The organism is Yersinia mollaretii ATCC 43969 (assembly GCF_013282725.1).
Taxonomy (GTDB): Bacteria; Pseudomonadota; Gammaproteobacteria; order Enterobacterales; family Enterobacteriaceae; genus Yersinia; species Yersinia mollaretii.
On record NZ_CP054043.1, the window covers coordinates 4,487,166 to 4,503,778 of the forward strand.

Sequence of the window (16,613 nt, forward strand, 5' to 3'; positions counted from 1 at the left end):
CTCAAATTTATGCACAAATCACATTTATCTGACTTTACTCATAACTCATCAATAAATCTGAATCCGACCTTGTGCTTTACAATCGCGGAGGGTTGACTAATAACATCGGCAACCAAAGCTCGTTTACCTTTTTTGGCCGCATAATCAGCCAGCGCCCTGACAGCAGCAGTCCCCGCGCCACGGACAACCCCTTCACCTCGCGGATGCAGCACATAAGCGGGATTGGTCAATGATGCCGCAATACCTACATCTTCCTCATTTATATCAACGGCCAATGTAATACTGACAATTTGCCCAGATAGCCGGACAATCAGATAAATATAGTCGTCGCGAGTGGTTCTTAACCAACTCTGCGCCACATCACCAACAATACGTGCCGCCGAAATAACCGAATCCATATTGAGCTGAGTCTGGGCAATAGCTTGGGGGTCCTCCTCTGTACTGCTTACCGGTGTCGGCAAATAGGGCTGATTATATGACTGCCGCCAGTTTTCAATGATGGGGATAACATTTCGCCGGGCAGCCAGTGTTTCTGCTGGTCTGCCGGTAATAATTTCAATATCAAAATGCAATTCTGGATGTTCAACCCACTGCCCCGCTTGCCGTACTCTAGGAATAGTTTCTACCATATTGAAGTTTTCCAATGCCAATTCATAGCGGCCAAGGAGCAGCTCTTGTGACTGTTGCGGGGAGACAACAGCAGATTGATCATGAGTATGATGCTGATAAGTGGCATAACTCAATTGGGAGAAATCGAACGCGCTTTTTAAGCGGAGCAGCTCATCATCTTTACTGTCAGCAATATGCGCCATGACATTGTGGACTAACCGCGATTCAATATTAGTATCTGATACCGCATAACCGGTATCCCCATTTTGAATAATACGTTCAATGACCAGACCAAAATTTTCTGCATTCCATCGGGCAATACTGTCGCCAAACAGCAGAGTAAAGTCAGTCAGAATATCGAGTGTCCAATCAATACATGTGGGAGTGAGGTCACGACGAATACGTAAATGAGGGAGTAATTGCTCCTTCATTGAGACTCGGCAGGCCAGTGCAGTGGCAGGGACCGTGAGTGATTTTTTATCTAAGCCCGTTCTGACATAGGTCAATATTCCGTCAAGTTCAGATGAAGCAGTAGTAACACCACCGTCAAAAGAGGGGGCTTTATCAGTATCAACTTTAGGTAACGGTTTTGACGAACCGGAAACTTGCAATATTTTATCGTCTAGGCTGCCAAAAAAATCAGCAACATCGTCCACAAATCGTTCAACCTGGTTACATCGACCCTGCACGACGTAGTTATAAATACTGAGGAGCGGCATTGCCCAACAAGATGCCAAGCCGGTAATCGCACGCTCAGATCTGTGTTGCGCTTTCTCTACCGTCATAACCGCTTTATCGATAACAACTGATTTACTCTTATCCGTATTGATGTTGGTAATAGAGAAATGGATATTGGCATCAGAGGGATCGAATAAGTACCCAATAAGGGGAGAGAGGTGAATAATCTTCGTCCCCTCAGACTCTATAAATTGTGATTCAAAGTAGCTGCCATTAAAGCGCGATGAAATGGATACTCTGTCACTCTCTTTATTCATATGGTAGTAAGCAATGTCATTTAAGTCATTATGAATATAATATATTACGCGGTCCTTAACTTTAATAACCCGATCGCTTCCCATCCATATTAAATAATCATCATTATCGGTTAATTTAAAACTAATTAACACTTGTTTTGAGCCGATTCTTTCATCATGCCAATAATCACCGAAAATATGTTTAATAGGGATAATCATCCTCTCTTTGATGGCGCAGTATTGATCACAAATAAAATTTTCTTGCTGCGAAGCAGTCATACTGGTTATAGCATAATCCATGTCCAAATCTTCTAACTCTGCTAATAAATAATTTTCTGCCAAGGTGATTTTATCGCCATTATAATTATCATCTTTAAAGAGTGTTACCTGCATATTTTTCGGCACTTTGATAGAGCTGACTCTATCATTTAGTGAGCGATCAATATGACTCTCCAGTCCCTTATAGAGATCCATTTTTTCACCACCAGAGAGACACATACTACCGCCAAAATATTGGTCATATTCATAAAAACAGGCAGCATGCTTTATGCTGAAAGAGCTGATAGCATCATTTAACCCTTTAGCTCCTTTGGATGAAAGAAAATCGATACTCTCTTTGAGTGTGAGTGAGCGACCAGCAAAATCACCATCCTCATAGACGGTAACGATCATACCTTTAGAGACAGATATAGATGATATTCGGTCGTTCCACTTGAGAGGGAGAATATTCACTAGGCTCCCCTCAGTCGCACAAATAGAGGCTCCGTTATAATAACTATCTTTATAGAAACAAACTTTAGGCTGATCGGCTAACACATCAAAACCTAACATTGAAAGCATTAAAAAAAACAGTGGGAAGTGCTTAGTTTTTATCATTATAAACTCCTCTTGTGATTAAGATTAAGATTAATATATAAAATAACCACATTAGATTTATCACTACAGATATAATTTTAATTTATAATTGATGATGTAAAATTCAGAATGAATAATATCGATGTGCGGAAAACCACTCACTGGTCATTTAATCACTTTAGAGAAAATAACGAAATTCTATTTTTTAGCACAAGATAACTCGCTTATAATTAAATACGAGAAACAATACTACTCCAGTCGAAACAGCAAATTACTGACTAAACCACTTTCGTCCAATACATTAAGTTGATAGCGGCCAGGCGCCGATAATGTGTGTACCCATGACTGGTTATTATCAGTCACGGCCACCTGTTCGCCATTCAGGAACCACCAGTGTTGTCCACGGCCACCTTGGGCTGCAAGGCGCAGATCCAGACTATTATGACCAGGTAAGCGCTTGACGACTGCCCCATCACGAATACCTAAAATCAGTAACGGGGCTGCATCCATATCACCTTGTGGCGGGCATGTTTGGCTGGCAGTGGGCAATCTTTGGCTACGCCGCTCTGCCATTGGCAGCCAAGGTTCGAGTGGCAGTGGCCATAATGTTAATTGCCGCGCCATCGCCTGCGAGCAATCTGCCGCCACCCGTTGGCCCTGTGGATTGAGCCACACACTGAGCTGGCTACCTTGCCTATTTTCCTGCCCCGGAGCCGCTAAGGTGGGCGGTATTGTGCCGTCAAGCACCCAGCTTTGGCGACGCTGGCGGCAATTGCTGTCCCCAACCGCTAGCGGCTGCCCGCCCGGCCAGCAAATCTCTGCTCGACTGACAGACGCGGGCCTTGGGTCGCGCGGTAATACACGGCCCCCCTGCTGCCATCCCGTCATCAGCACGTTGTTGACCTGATTGAGTATCGGTATCGCAGTAGCATAACCAAACTGCCCGGCGACAGGTGTGCCATCGGGTCGCCCAACCCACACGCCGATGGTATAACGTGCATTGATACCTATTGCCCAAGCATCACGGTATCCATAGCTCGTGCCGGTTTTCCATGCCAGCGGCACGGCTGCCGGTAAAATATCATCCGGCAGTGGCCTGCTCTCTCCGGCTAATATACGCCGAGTTATCCATGCCGCACCGGGTGAGAATAGCCGCCGCTCCTGAATCTGCTGTTGGGGTTCAAAACGCAATGTTGCAGCCATGCCCCCACGGGCAAAGGCGCTGTAGGCGGCCACGAGTTGGTCCAGCCGTGAGCCAGCCCCCCCGAGGATCACCGCCAGACTGGGTTCACTGTGGGGCGGAAAACGTAAATTGAGGCCGCTATTGCGCAAATTGGCGGTAAAACGTTTCGGGCCATAGGCTTCCAACAGTTGCACCGCCGGTAAATTCAGTGATCGCACCAGCGCTTCGCTGGCACTGACTGGCCCATGAAATCCGGTATCAAAATTGCCGGGGCGATAATCACCGAAGCGGCGCGGCACATCTTGCAACAGCGACTCGGCATGGATCAAGCCATCATCCAGCGCCATGGCATACAGGAAAGGTTTGAGTGTTGATCCCGGCGAGCGCCAAGCACTGACCATATCCACATGGCCGAAGCGGCTGCTATCCTGAAAATCTACCGAACCGAGGTAAGCCCGCACATTCATGGTGGTGTGATCGACCACCAGCAGCCCCAGCGAAGTTTTCTCCGGCAGTTGATGACGCCAACCCGCCGCCATCTCTTCCAATTGCCGCTGTAGTGCCGCATCTAATGTGGTCTGAATCACCTCCCGCTGATTGCCACTGGTTAATCGGCGGGCCAGCAATGGCGCGAGTTGCGGCACCTGACGCGGTGCCAACCAGATATCCTCTTGTTGGATATCTGCTACCTGTGCCGCTGTCCAGACCTGATAATCCGCTAGCCGGGTTAAGACTTTATCGCGCGCCGCTTTGGCCCGCAGCGGGTAGCGATCCGGTCGCAATCGGCTCGGAGCCTGTGGCAATGCCGCCAACAGTGCCGCTTCTGCGGGCGTTAGCTGTGACGGCGGTTTCCCCAGATAGGTCCAACTGGCAGCACCAATCCCTTGCAGGGTACCGCCAAAAGGGGCGCGATTAAGGTAGATTTCGAGAATTTGATCTTTGGAGAAATGCCACTCCAGTTGCAAGGTGCGCCAGACTTGCCGTAACTTTCCGGTCAAAGTGCGGGGATGGGGGTCAATCAGGCGGGCCACTTGCATAGACAGTGTGCTGCCGCCAGAGAGAATCTTACCGGCACGCAGATCCTGCCAAGCCGCACGGGCCAGCGCCAAGGGATTGACACCGGGGTGGGCATAAAACCAGCGATCCTCGAAAGTGAGCAGCGCTTGCAGGTAATAGGGTGAAACCTGTTGCAGGGTAACCGGATAGCGCCACACCCCGTCGGTATCGGCAAAGCGCCATAATGGCGTGCCATCTTCCGCCACCACCACGCGGGCAACCTGAGCTTGCGTCAGTGGTAGCGGCCAGCGCTTATCCGCCAGCCACAGGGCCGCAGGAAGCAGTATCGCGATGATCGCCAGCACCAGAAAGAGGCGGCGATAGCGGAGGAGGAATATTTTTCGCATTAATAGCCATCAGCTCCCCTTCGCTGACGGCCAGCGAAGGGGAGTGAGTCTTTACTTAACGATTTCAAGTTGCATCGGGGTAACCCCTAATGCCCGCCAATCCGGCACATACATCGACTCCACTTGTGGCGCGGGCACCTGATAGACGCCCGGTGTGACGGCGCGCGCCAGATAGAGCAGTGTGGTGTGGCGATAGCCATCGACACTGACTGCCGCCACATAGCGATCGTCGCGGAACTCCTGATGCTTGATATCTGACTGCTGCATATCCTGCAATAGCTCAGTCACACTGTTAGCGCTTTCGCCCAGACTGGCGCTACTGTCACCCAGATTTTGGTTTTCTAGCTCCAAACCGGCGGGCAGCAGGTCCACCACCAGTGCATCGGGCACCCGCTGATCAGCCCAGACATCCAGATGCACCAGCACCAATTCACCACTTTTCAGTTGTGATAGCTGCAACGGCTGACCATCAAGCCCGATATAGCTGCGGCTGATATGCAGATTACGGCTAAATGGCGCGGGGGTTTGCTGCGGATAACCTACTACATCGACGCGACTATAAACCGGGGTATCACCTCGGTTTTGCAGTTGCATCCCCGCGGCCAGTTGTTGTGCTGACCAATTTTGGTTCAGCGCCGTGCTCTGCGTCAAAGTGGTGCTATCCGCGAGTGACGCCGCCTGTGGCGCAATCGCCAGTTGCCACGGCGTCTCAGCGCCACTCATCAAGGTGCGCCCCGCCAAGAACAGTGCGTTGCTCTCTTGCGTTGAGAGATAACTGCGGCCCACCAGCGCATTAGAGAGGGCCAACAGGCGGGTATCCCGCGCCTCTGGCAGCAAGTTATTGTCGGTCAATAGCGCCAGAATCAGCGCATCATCGCGCACTGAACTGCCGTAATCTTCCAGCCAGTAATCTTTGTCACTGCGGGTGGTATTCAGCCCCTGATTGATGGCCTCTTTGGCTCGCGGCATATCGCCCATCAACTTCAGCGCGACCCCCAGTTGCACCAGCGGCAAACCGGAGCGGGCGTCACTGCTGCGGGTATAGAGTTGGCGCAAGGCTCCCAATGACGCCTGTTGCTGTTGTGCCAGCACCAAGCCGGCATACGCCTGCACCGCAAAACGGGTGTGCTTGGTCTGCTCGCTGTAGCGAATCTCAATCTGATTGGGATCTTGCAAGTAGCGCTGCAAGCGGGTATTGGCGGCAGTTAATGCCGCCACCGGCACACTGTAGCCCTGCTGGCTGGCACGATACAGGAAGTCAGTGGCGTAAGCGGTCAGCCAGAACTCTTCCGGGCTATCATTGCTCCACAGACCAAAGCCGCCATTATGGCGCTGCATACTGAGCAGATGCTCAATCCCCACATCAATGCTTTGACGCCGTTTTTCATCGCTATCTGCCTTAATACCCAGCGCGGTCAACTGCGCATGGTTGCTGTAAAGCGACGGGTACAACCCACTTACTGTCTGCTCGAGGCAGCCATAGGGATAGGCGTATAACTCGCTGATATAACGCGCCAAATTCAGCGGTGGGCGGCTGGTGACCAGCAGTTGCCCTTGCACGGTTTCTGGTACTAACCCTGCAGTGGCCTCCGCAGGCAGGCTCCAGCTATCACCGCTGCGCAGCACATTAGCAAAATGGCGCGTCTGGGCAGGATAAGCCGGGCGCACGCCAATCTTCCAATGGTGCTGATAATCTGGCAGTTTTTCATCCGGTAGCACCATGCCCGTAATCGTCAGGCCGATATCACCCTGCCCGAAACCGTTCAGCGCGCGAACCGGAATCAGCACGGTTTTGCGCTCACCCGCTGCCAGCGTAACCGATTGAGTTGGCTCGCCTTTGAGTGCCAGTAACTCACTGGCGGCCCATTGCAGTGATACTGTTTGTGGCTGGCCGGATAAATTACTTAAGTCCAGTGCCAGCTCGGTGCTGTCGCCCCCCGCCAAGAAGCGCGGGGTCGCCAGTTGTGCAATCAGTGGAGCCGCGACTACCACTTTAGACTCGGCTTTACCGAAATCTTCGTCACTCCAAGCTTGCGCCATCACTCGCAATTCGCCATTAAAATCAGGAATCGCCAGCTCGACGGTCCCCTCCCCCTGCGCATTCAAGGTCACTGGCTGGGCTTGCTGCGCCACAATGGTCACTTCAGTAATCGGTTTTTTACCGCCACGGGAGAGCGCATCTTCGTCATCACCATCCCCGCCAAATCGTAAGCTGGCTAACCGCCCCTGCCCTTCAATGAGTTGCCCATAAACATCATAGCGATCCGCACTGTAGCGTTTACGACCAAAGAAGGCGTCGTAAGGGTCCGGCGTGGCGTAATCGGTGATATTTAAAATCCCGCTGTCGACGGCGGAGAGCAGCACCTGCACTTTTTCAGGTAGCGGCGCACCAGTGCGGCTGGCTTTCACTTTGACAGTTAAGGTTTGATTCGGGCGAATTCGGGCAGGCGTATCCAGTTGCAGCGCCAGTTTGCGGGTTTCATCCACCAGTGGCAGATGCAGCAGGCCAATCGCCCGTTTTGGCGTCGCCTGTTGCGCTTTGTCGCCCGGCCGGATCACGGTCGCGCTGAGATAGAGATCATGACGATTCCAGCCGGAGTTAATCGGCACCTCAACTTCCGTGCCGCCCGCAGGAATGGTCATTTCCTGCCACCACAGTGGGCCGTCGCTGGACTCCACCAGCAAGTAGCCATTACCCGCGGCGGGCGCTTCAATATGCAATTTCACTTTCTCGCCGGGGCGATAGGCAGGTTTATCCAGTGTCAGTTTGACTTGATCTGGGCGCACTGCGCCACTGCCTGCGGTGTTATCCTGCCAACTGTAACCGGCCCAGAAGCGCGAGCTGCTGACCAATGTGTTATCCGGGTTGCTCACCTCAATGCGGTAAGCGCCCCACTCCACTGGGAAGCTGACTTTTGCACTGCCATTGGCGGCAATATTGACGGTTTGCTCCGCCAACTGGAGATCTTTTTTATCAAACAGCGACTGCCAACCATCACTTTCTGACCACTGCCAGTAGTAGTCGCGGCGCTCGCGGATCAGTTTGACTTTTAGCCCCTCCACCGCCTGTTTTTCACCCTCGGCATTGGCATAGACAATTTCAAAATCAGCTTGGGTATCCTGATCGACCATCGCCTGCGACTTATAGCTGTCGCTGCGGTAATCATAAACTTGCTGCTTATTGAACAGCGGACGAATCCCCGCCAGCGCGTCGGCAGGCCACACCGCCTGTTCTGCACGGCGCGTGACCGGACGCCCACCCGACTCCAGCAAGCTGGCCTGTAAAATCACTTTCAGCGGCGATTGGGCACTCTGCCAGCTATTCTCTACTGCCACATCAGTTTCGCCGTCACTGTCAAGGGTGGTATCAAACTCATCCAAGGTGCGGGAGAGGTTCTCTTCGATAATGGAACCAAATTCAAAACCGGGCAGCGAGGCGACCGCTTCCCGCAGAGGGCGCAGGAACAGTTGGCCTTGTAGGCGGTTGCCCGATGCAGGCGCGCCATAAAGGTAGCGGCCCGTGACCGCAAAGCTCGCTTCGCTGTCAGTGGCGATCGGCTCTTTACTGGCGGCAATCTCCAGCGCCATGCGCTCTGGCAGGAAATCCTCCACTTTAAATTTGTAGAGGCGCGGCTGGTTATCACCCAAATCTAGGCGCAGTGACCACTCCCCCGTTGGGCCAGCTTCAGGAATCGCGTATTGGTATTGATACAACCCCTCTTGCGGCTGCCAGACAAAGCTGCGTACCACTTGACTATCCGGCTTAAGAATATCCACCTTGACCGGTTGAGTGGTCAGCGGTTTACCGTCCGCATCGCGCAGTAAGCCATTGACAATTAAGGTTTCACCGGGGCGATAGAGGTCGCGCGGGCCAAAGACAAAGAACTGCTTCTGGAAGCCTTCTGGCCCAGCAATATCAAACTCCGCCAGATCCAGCGCGGGCGCATTGAGGTCAATCAGGCTGGTCTGCCCATCCTGTGACGCCAATAGCAGCTTGGCATTGGCATTTTTCTCTAGCTGCGCATGGCCCTGAGCATCGGTTTCGGCCTGTGCCAGCACTTGACCTTTATCATTCAGCAGTTGCACTGAGACGCCTTTCAAGGCGGCACCGCCCGCCAGCGCCTGAGTAAAGAGGTCGATGCGATTATGGTAGCTGTGCAGCGAAACCCCGATATCACTCAGGGTAAATAGGGTAGCGGCATTGGTATAGCTGTAGTGACCCGCTTGTTGCATCACCGCCAGATAGACACCGGACTCTTGCAGCGGCTTGATATCAGCCAGTGGCAGCAGCAGTTTTTCGCGGGTATTGGCAGCGGGATTGAGATCAAAACGACCGGTATAGACTAAATCGGCCATTTTCAGCAGATCGTCCGACTCCCAGTTAGAGAGTGCACTGCGGTACTGCCAAGTGGCGAGGAAGTTAGCCAAGCTGTCTTGCTTAATGCGGAAGAAGTTGACGTCGACATTATCGACATTCAGTGCCATCACTGGCAGGCCCTGCGCCAGTTTACCCGGCAGTAAAGAGCCTTTGCTGGCAAAGCCGACACTGGGTTTGATGTCACGGGTGGTAATTTTCTGCTGTTGCTGGGCACCCAACTGCGCGCCCCCGACCCCTTTCAGGGTGCTATCGACGGTAAGCAGTAGTTTGCGCTCAGGTTTGAGGTGGCGTAGACGCAGCTCCATCAGGTTGTCTGATAGCTCCCAACCGCCGTCGATTTTGCCACTGACGGTATCCACCAGATGCACTTGCGCGGCGAAATCCTGATTGGGGTCTAGCGGTTGCGAGAAGGTCAGCACCATGGCGCTGGCCCCATCGAGTTGCAGCTCAGAGGCATCCAACAAGCTGATTGGCTGACCCAGATGGCGTTTTGCCAGCTCGGCCAAAGCCGCCGCATCTTTGGGTTTGTTCACCGAGGCGTCAGCCACTGGTGCGGTGGCCTGTGTGGTGACAGGGGCTGGCGCGGCACTCTCGCCTGTTTTATTGCTGTCATCACAGCCCGCTAATAGCAGTGCGGCACTCAACAACATGCCACTGACCCCTATTGCCGCCTGACGCCCTTTTATGACTGAGATTATCCGTTGCAAACCACTGTGATTCATATATTGCTCCCTGGCTGATAACAAGATTATAGCATTCACCTGAAAGGGAATATAGAGAGCTAAACATGAGACTTTTCTCGCGAAAAACGGGCGTCATTTGGCATCAATCAATTTGTATTTTTACAGAAGAAAATACAAAAAACGCGTTTAATATTTTTTTAATAAAAAATTAAATTAACTTTTTTGAGAATGTGAGAATGAATTTAAAAAAATTAAAATACAATAAAAACAATCAATTAAATGAAAATTCCAATCAATTCATACCCAGTAATAAATCAAATTAATATGAATTAATCGGATTAATGTTTTAATAACTAGAATATCACCACTCAGGTCATTATATTCCTCCCAACATTTTGATGTGCCTTATTTCCTATATCATTTATTTATTCAAGTTCACCTGCAATTAGGAAGTTATAAAATTATGAATCGCCGCAATACATTAAATACACGTTTATTACCGTTATCTATTCTGATCTCATCGCTGGTTTCTGGCGGGGCCATTGCAGCAGCACCCATTCTTACAGAAGACTCTCTACCTAAGCCAAAAGTAGAAGTTAAAACGGGCGATTTCCAGCGCGTGACTGATGGTGGCTCCTTCCTACTTGGCGGCGATAATAAAATAGTGCAGCCGATAGTTGGAAAAAATAGCGCCAAAAATCCAATAGATACCTTAGCTACAGCAATTCAGATATCAAATCTGATTACCAAAGCAGCGGCAGTGTGAAAAGTAACTCGCTGGGTGCTTATGCTCAATATCTGACCAACAACGGCTATTACCTGAACGGCGTGTTCAAAGCCAACCAGTTTAAACAAAATCTGAGTGTCACCTCGCAAGGCAACAGCGCCAGCGGCAGTGCTAACGTCTCAGGTCTGGGTGTGGCGGTAAAAGCGGGTAAACATATCAATTTCGATGCACTGTATGTTTCTCCTTATGCTGCACTGAGCACCTTTGCTTCCGGTAAGAGCCAGTACCAGTTGTCTAACGGCATGGAAGCAAAGAACCAAGGTTCACGCAATACCACCGGGACTCTGGGTGTGAACACCGGTTACCGCTTTGTGTTGAACAATGGCGCAGAGATCAAGCCATACACCTTGTTCTCTGTGGATCATGACCTGATGGCAAGCAACGATGTGGTCGTCAACAACGAGACTTTTGATAACAGCCGTAAAGGAACTCGTGTGAATGCCGGTGTTGGCGTCAATATCAACATGACCAAAAACTTGTCTGTCGGTTCTGAAGTGAAACTGTCTAAAGGCAAAAACATTGATACACCAATCACCATCAACTTGGGTGTCGGTTATACCTTCTAAACAGCACGGTGAGTTCTTCATGTAGCCATAAGAACTCGGTGCCATAAATTGAGCATCGTGATAAAAGCAAGGGAGCCATAACGGCTCCCTTTTTTATTGCCCCGGATGAGGTCATGCTGACGACTTAAAATTAGCGCCGTATTGGCCGCCATCAAGCCTAATGGCTAGTAGACGGGATCACATTTCTGAGCCAACTGCCCCATTTGCGCTGATAAAACGCCTGAGTATGGGTCATCAGATAGTGGCTGACGCCGCGCTCTTTCTCACTCACCAGACAAAAATCGACTGGGCTATCATCGGGCGCATGGTCACTGGCGATATTGCCAGCCTCTTGAATTAGCTGGTCAATCTCCTCTTCCGTGCCATCTACCTCTAGCCCCACCAATAAGTTAGGTTTCTCGTCCACACTCTTATCATGCATCAGCGCCAAAAATGCCCGGCGCACCGATTTACGCTGGCTGAAGAGTTGGATTAGCGCGTCCACCATCGCCGCAGGGTACTCTTCCGGCTGCCCGAGCAAAATTTGGCTCTCTTTATCCACTGTCATTTCAGCGGGTTGAGCTAAACCGCCATTTTCCAGCAGCATCGCCACCTCTTGTGGCCAGAACTCTTTGCCGTGCTCAGATTTCGGGTTCAAAAACAGATGTGCGCCCTGCGTCATTTCGAATAACACCCGCACTGGCATGGCGACAAAAGGCTGCTTTTCGCTGTCGATAGGGTGATCTTCGGCCAGATCCAGCGCCTGTTGCAGCACCTCGACTGAGGTGAAGAAAGGAATAACAGATTCACCATCCTGCTTTTCCCAGTGCAGAATATTGACCCCATTGCCCGCCGTGAAGCTCATCTCGCCCTCTTCACTGCCCTGCGCCGAAGGATCCACCAGCACTAAAACCGTGGCCTCCAGCAAGGCGCGGAAAAAGGCGATACGGTGAATCGACTCCGTCGCCGCCAGCTTAAGCAGGGACTCCAGACTCTGATCATCGTCATGGTGGTGATGATCGTGGTTATCATCAATGGGGGGTTGCGGCAAACTCATGCTCTACTCCAAAAATATCTTACGAGGCTAAATGGGAGGGAGGATGGGTAGAAGAGTAAAGCGTCCGCGCCAAGGATGGCGCGGCTCGAGCCTCCAGGGATGGCTTATTTTATAAACCAAGGGCGTCTCTACGATCTGCCTATTCTCACTCCTCAGTACACCAATTCCTTATTTTGCTTTCGCCAACAGCAAGTTGGCAATGGTCCGCACACCTAGCCCAGTAGCACCAGCGGACCACTGATCCACCGCACCTTTACGGTAAGTGGCAGAACAGTCAATATGCAGCCAGCCTTGCTGGTAATCTTTCACAAAATGGGACAAGAAAGCCGCTGCGGTGCTAGCACCCGCGCTGTAAGCGGCACCCGCCACATTATTCAACTCAGCAAAATTGGACGGCAACTGGCTGCGATGGAATTCAGCCAAAGGTAAGCGCCAGAAAGGTTCATGCTCACTTTTTGCACTGTTCAGCAGTTCTTGCGCCAACTCATCATCGAAACTGAACAGTGCATGGTAATCATTGCCCAGTGCGGTTTTTGCCGCGCCAGTTAAGGTGGCTGCATCAATAATCAAAGGCGCTTTCTGCTCTGAAGCATCAATCAAGCCATCAGCCAAGACCAAACGCCCTTCCGCATCGGTGTTCATGATTTCGACCGTCTTACCATTGCGGTAACGGATAATATCACCCAGCTTAAAGGCATTGCCGCTCACCATATTGTCGGCACAACAGAGATAGAGCTTCACGCGCTCCTTCAGCCCACGGGCCGCTGCCAGCGCCAAAGCCCCGGTCACGGTCGCCGCACCACCCATATCGGATTTCATGGAATCCATAAACGCGCTCTGTTTCAGGCTATAGCCGCCTGAATCAAAGGTAATTCCCTTGCCGACCAGACAGGCCATCACTGGTGCATCTGGATTGCCGGTCGGGTTATAGTCCAGCGCCAATAATACCGGCGCGCGATCAGAGCCGCGCCCGACGGTATAGATCCCGGCATAACCCTGCTCGCGCAGATCTTCACCTTTGGTGATGCGGTAGGTGACGGCATCACAGGAGACGGCACACATCAAATCAATGGCGTTTTTCGCCAGTTGCTCTGGGCCTAAGTCCTCTGCGGGCGCATTAATGGTGTCGCGCACCCAGTCGATAATTTTAAGGCGCTGTTCCAGCTCGGTTTTTTCGTTCTCTGGCAGTTCTGCCCACTCAACGCTGCGCTGGCCTTTTGGCCCACGGAACCCTTGCCAGAATGCCCAGCTTTGCTCCAGTCCCCAGCCCTCACCGGCCAGTTTGACCTGCTTAATACCTTGCCCATCTATCTTGCGGGCGGCACGTTGGATAGCCCCCAATTTGCCGTTCGCCGTCAGGTGAATGGTCATGCCCTTAGCATCAGTGCTGAGCAGCGCTTTTTCGCCCCAACGGGCATCGGCAGGCTTATCGGATAGAGATATTTGCATTGTTTCGGTTGTCATCGGTTACCTCGTCATTATTATTTTTTTACTGTATACCCTTCGTCCCTGAAGCCGCAGGGGTGTTAGCTGCGCGCACTCACCCGAATCACTTACCGATGTAAGCTCATCGGGATTCGTTTGCTGGCTGCCTACCTGCAACTCCAATGACTTTGGGTATAAGATATCAGATCCAACATAAAAAAAGGCCGCTTGCGCGACCCTCATCAATGATTAGCTAAATTCATCTAACCAGACCAACAAAATAGCTTCCAGCACTTTTTCATTTGATCCTTGCGGATCATCATCAAACTCTTCCAAATCACAAATCCACTGATGCATATCGGTAAAGCGCACCGTTTTAGGATCAAGATCGGGGAATTGGTCGTAAAGGGCTTCGCCAATCTCACGGGTATCTTGCCAAGTTAAGCTCATATCAATGCTCCCGGGCATGGTTGATGGTGTAACGCGGGATCTCGACCACCAGATCTTCATCGGTGACTCTGGCCTGACAGCTCAGGCGGCTCTCTGGCTCCAGACCCCATGCTTTATCCAGCATGTCATCTTCCAGCTCGCTACTCTCTGGCAGAGAGTCAAAACCTTCGCGCACCACACAGTGGCAGGTGGTGCAGGCGCAGGACATCTCGCAGGCGTGCTCGATGTCGATCCCATTGCGCAAGGCAACATCCAGAATGGTTTCACCTTGGGTTGCTTCCAGCACTGCGCCATCCGGGCAAAGGTCTTTATGGGGCAGAAATACTATTTTGGGCATGATTAAACCTCATCCACTGAATGGCCAGCCAAAGCACGGCGAATAGAAGCATCCATCCGGCGCGCGGCAAAATCTTGCGTTTGTGTATCTAACGCCTTGATCGCAGCTTCGATTGCTTGGGGGTCGTTGCCCTGCATCTGCTGCTGTAATAACGTTATCGCTTGCGCGATAGCTGCGTTTTCTTGCTCACTGAGGAGGGCAGCATCTTCCGCCAATGCGCCCTGTAAACTCTCCAGCACACGGGAGGCTTCGACTTGCTGCTCCGCCAGCTTACGTGCATTGATATCGGCGTGCGCATTCGCCATCGAATCTTTGATCATATTGGCAATTTCATCGTCGGACAGCCCATAAGAGGGCTTCACCTGAATCGATGCCTCAACGCCAGTGGATTTCTCCATCGCCGTGACACTCAATAGGCCATCCGCATCTACCTGAAAAGTGACGCGAATATGCGCTCCACCCGCCGGCAGTGGCGGCAGACCGCGCAAGGTGAAACGGGCAAGTGAACGGCAATCCTGCACCAGTTCGCGCTCACCTTGCAGCACATGGATCATCATCGCGCTCTGACCATCTTTAAAGGTGGTGAACTCTTGGGCGCGGGCTGCTGGAATGGTGGTGTTACGTGGAATCACTTTCTCCACCAGACCGCCCATCGTCTCCAGCCCCAATGAGAGCGGGATAACATCAAGCAGCAGCATGTCGCTGTCTGGCTTATTGCCCACCAGAATATCAGCCTGAATAGCCGCGCCAATGGCGACCACTTTATCGGGATCAATCGAGGTTAACGGCGTGCGACCAAAGAATTGCCCCACCTGTTCACGCACCAGCGGAACACGGGTCGATCCCCCGACCATCACCACTTGCAGCACTTCATCCGCCGTGACACCCGCATCTTTCAGCGCGCGGCGACAAGCCATTAATGTGCGTTTGATGAGTGAGGCAATCAGCGACTCAAACTGCATCCGCGTGATTTGCCCTTGCCAGCCCGCTACAGAGACCTCCGCAACATCGGCATCACTCAAGGCAATTTTGGCGGCAATCGCCGCATCAAGTAGCTGCCGTTGCACACTGTGGTCATCACGGGAATTAATACCTGCTTGCTCACGCAGCCAATCAGCTAATAGATGGTCGAAATCATCGCCACCTAATGCGGAGTCGCCACCTGTCGCCAGTACTTCAAACACACCACGGCTCAGACGCAGAATGGAGATATCAAAAGTGCCGCCCCCCAGATCGTAAACCGCGATCACCCCTTCCTGGCCGGAGTCCAAGCCATAAGCGATAGCCGCAGCGGTGGGCTCATTCAACAAGCGCAGCACATGCAGCCCAGCCAGACGCGCGGCATCTTTGGTGCCCTGCCGCTGTGCATCATCGAAATAGGCAGGAACCGTAATCACCACGCCATCCAGACTCCCTTCCAGCGCCGCCTGTGCACGCTGCGCTAAGGTTTTGAGGATATCCGCAGAGACCTGCACCGGATTGACTAATCCCGTCGCAGTCTGGATCATCGGCAAGCCGTTTTCGCTGGATTGGAATTGGTAAGGCAAATTGGGGTAACGCTGCTGGATATCCGCCAAAGAGCGGCCCATCATGCGTTTGACTGAGCTGATGGTATTGACCGGATCCAGTGCGGCAAACTCGCGCGCATGCCAACCGACATCAATACCATTTTTTTGATAATGCACCACTGAGGGCAAAAGATCCCGCAACTGCTCATCTGCCAGTGTTTGCGCTTTGCCGCTGCGCACCGTGGCGACCAATGAGTTGGTGGTGCCTAAATCTATCCCCGCCGCTAACCGACGTTGATGTGGGGCCGCCATTAAACCGGGCTCACTAATTTGTAATAAGGCCATGTTGAGCTTCCATCAATCATGAGTCTAAAAAGCAAAATCTATCCGGCGAGATACCAAGGCCCTGCGTTATATTC

At 51.9% G+C, this 16,613-nt stretch carries 9 protein-coding genes and 1 pseudogene; 2 read left to right on the forward strand and 8 right to left on the reverse strand.

Annotated features, from left to right (window positions below):
* Positions 1–38: 38 nt before the first annotated feature.
* The 3 genes from HRD69_RS19915 to HRD69_RS19925 form a co-directional block, all read right to left on the reverse strand.
* Entirely contained in the window at positions 39–2,459 is a 2,421-nt protein-coding gene (locus HRD69_RS19915) for a peptidase inhibitor family I36 protein (protein ID WP_004875798.1), read from the reverse strand.
* Between the two features lie 228 nt (positions 2,460–2,687).
* Positions 2,688–5,024 (reverse strand): peptidoglycan glycosyltransferase PbpC, encoded by a 2,337-nt coding sequence (pbpC, locus tag HRD69_RS19920; RefSeq protein ID WP_004875797.1) that lies wholly within the window; start codon positions 5,022–5,024, stop codon positions 2,688–2,690.
* Between the two features lie 51 nt (positions 5,025–5,075).
* Positions 5,076–10,124: an alpha-2-macroglobulin family protein gene (locus HRD69_RS19925; RefSeq protein ID WP_004875796.1), complete on the reverse strand. Its 5,049-nt coding sequence runs from the start codon at positions 10,122–10,124 to the stop codon at positions 5,076–5,078.
* Positions 10,125–10,548: 424 nt separating this feature from the next.
* On the opposite strand from HRD69_RS19925, the gene HRD69_RS19930 reads away from it, so the two are divergent.
* Positions 10,549–10,851, forward strand: a complete 303-nt coding sequence (locus HRD69_RS19930; RefSeq protein ID WP_032814859.1) for a hypothetical protein — start codon at positions 10,549–10,551, stop codon at positions 10,849–10,851.
* Positions 10,794–11,438 (forward strand): annotated as a pseudogene (locus HRD69_RS19935) (autotransporter outer membrane beta-barrel domain-containing protein); the annotation flags it as partial. The gene HRD69_RS19930 and the pseudogene HRD69_RS19935, both read left to right, overlap by 58 nt.
* A 157-nt stretch (positions 11,439–11,595) precedes the next feature.
* On the opposite strand, the gene sseB reads toward HRD69_RS19935, so the two are convergent.
* From sseB to hscA, 5 genes are all read right to left on the reverse strand, one after another.
* Positions 11,596–12,474: an enhanced serine sensitivity protein SseB gene (gene sseB, locus HRD69_RS19940; RefSeq protein ID WP_004875792.1), complete on the reverse strand. Its 879-nt coding sequence runs from the start codon at positions 12,472–12,474 to the stop codon at positions 11,596–11,598.
* 168 nt (positions 12,475–12,642) lie between these two features.
* The gene (pepB, locus tag HRD69_RS19945; RefSeq protein ID WP_032814856.1) at positions 12,643–13,938 is read right to left on the reverse strand and encodes an aminopeptidase PepB; all 1,296 of its coding nucleotides are present in this window, start codon (positions 13,936–13,938) and stop codon (positions 12,643–12,645) included.
* 210 nt (positions 13,939–14,148) lie between these two features.
* Complete coding sequence (gene iscX, locus HRD69_RS19950; protein WP_004874659.1) at positions 14,149–14,349, reverse strand: Fe-S cluster assembly protein IscX; 201 nt, start codon at positions 14,347–14,349, stop codon at positions 14,149–14,151.
* Between the two features lies 1 nt (position 14,350).
* A complete protein-coding gene (gene fdx, locus HRD69_RS19955; RefSeq protein ID WP_004874658.1) occupies positions 14,351–14,686 on the reverse strand; it encodes an ISC system 2Fe-2S type ferredoxin in 336 nt (111 codons plus the stop codon).
* A gap of 2 nt (positions 14,687–14,688) precedes the next feature.
* On the reverse strand, positions 14,689–16,539 hold the full coding sequence (gene hscA / locus HRD69_RS19960; RefSeq protein ID WP_004874657.1) for a Fe-S protein assembly chaperone HscA: 1,851 nt from the start codon (positions 16,537–16,539) through the stop codon (positions 14,689–14,691).
* Between the last annotated feature and the right edge of the window lie 74 nt (positions 16,540–16,613).